This window comes from Rhizobium sp. PDO1-076, assembly GCF_000247475.1.
In the GTDB taxonomy this organism is placed as follows: Bacteria; Pseudomonadota; Alphaproteobacteria; order Rhizobiales; family Rhizobiaceae; genus Allorhizobium.
The window spans coordinates 1-1567 of sequence record NZ_AHZC01000267.1 but is presented as its reverse complement, the minus strand read 5'-3'; the positions used below and the strand labels follow the sequence as shown (position 1 = coordinate 1567).

Here is a 1567-nt window from a genome sequence, read left to right as displayed (position 1 = left end):
GCAGCCGGCCAGCTTTCGGTGTCAGCGCGCTCGGTGAAGGTGTGCCAGGCCCTGGAGATGCCCGGCAATCGCAGATCGGTCAGCATCAGGGACAGGCGTGCGGTATCGACGGGATCGCTGGACCTCATGCCATGACCTCCACGTGTGCGGCGCAGGCGCCGATCAACCTGTCGTAATCAACCAGCGTGCCCAGATTGACACTGACCTGCGGGACAGAGGCCGGGTTCGGCGCAAACCGGGTGCGCATGCCGCCAAGCGTCGGCAAGCGTCCCGCATCGAGATCGCCCTGAATGGCGAGAGCAAGCGCTGCCTCGACATTGCGTTCATGGGCCAGGCTCAGCAGTTCCACCGTCAGGCGGCAGGCATCGCGCTCCGGTAGCGCCTCCATGGCGGCATGGTAGAGATTGCGATAGGCATCCCTGGGGAAGAGCTGATCGCGATAGCTGAGCCTGGGCAACGCTCCCGGCTTCTGGCGCAGCGAATGAATGACGTGACGATAGTTCACGACATGCTGGACAGCGCCGAGCTGGCCTCTGACGCGCGGCAATGTCATCAGAAAGGTGCCGCCAAGAAACAGTTCGATATGTTCTTTGAACAGCCGTGCGCGCAGCCGATGTCCGATCAGCCGTGACTGGACGGTGTAGAAGACCCGGCGAAGGGTAAACCCTCCGCTGCTGGTGACATAGACGATCTCGTCTTCGCCGTCAGGCTGGCGCTTGCACGGCAGCGCCAGCAGGCTGTCGCGCTCAATGGCGACCTCCCTGGCCCGGCGGGCATTGCGCTGACCGATGACCTCATCGATGAAGGCAGCAAAACTGCCGACGTCGGCAAAGTCCCGCGTCCCGCGCAGCAGAAGAGCATCCTCCAGTTCGCGCTTCAGATCGCCATGGGATCCTTCGACCGCGCCATTCTCGTGGGCGACACCGCGATTGTTGCGGCTGGCCTTCATGCCATAATGGCCGCAAAGCGCTTCATAGCGATCTGTCATATCCTGCGCGGTATCGGCATCGAGATTGCGGAATGCCGCCGAAAGACTGTCGGTGCGGTGATCGCGCGGCGCACCGCCAACTGACCAAAGGGCGTTCTGCAAACCACTTGTCAGCGCAGCAAAACTCTCGCCGCCTTCGACAATCTCGGCATGCTCGAAGCCGCTATAGGCCAGCCGGAAGTGATAGAGCGGGTACTCGAAGATCACGCCGGCGATCGTGACCTTGAGGCCCGGGGCGTGGGTAAAATCCGACAGCCCCATGCGTCCCGGCTCGTGAACCTGGCGGAACATCACCTCCTGATCTTCGCCATGGGTCGCGCGCCATGTGCGGATCCGGCGCTCAAGTGTGCGGCGAATACCAGGATCGAGTTCGGGGTGACGCTTGCAAAGCTCCCGAAGAATGCCGACAGACCGCAAGCCGGGAGCGCTTTGCAGCATGGGAACCACCTCTTCGGTGAATATCCCCTCCAAGGGATCAGGCCGACGTCGCTCGTGTTTGACCTTCTTCTCGCCCGGTGGACGGGGGTCTGCTTCGATCCGATAACCAGTCGATGGGCTGAACCCTGATTTGGCGGCCGC

At 62.5% G+C, this 1567-nt stretch carries 1 protein-coding gene and 1 pseudogene; both read right to left on the bottom strand.

What is annotated here, in order from left to right; all coding sequences use genetic code 11:
• A pseudogene (locus tag PDO_RS27955) lies at positions 1–128 on the bottom strand (IS21-like element ISRm9 family helper ATPase IstB); the annotation flags it as partial.
• Positions 125–1567 (bottom strand): IS21 family transposase (gene istA / locus PDO_RS14775; RefSeq protein ID WP_081593193.1); only part of this gene is annotated, 1443 nt, incomplete at its 5' end. The pseudogene PDO_RS27955 and the gene istA, both read right to left, overlap by 4 nt.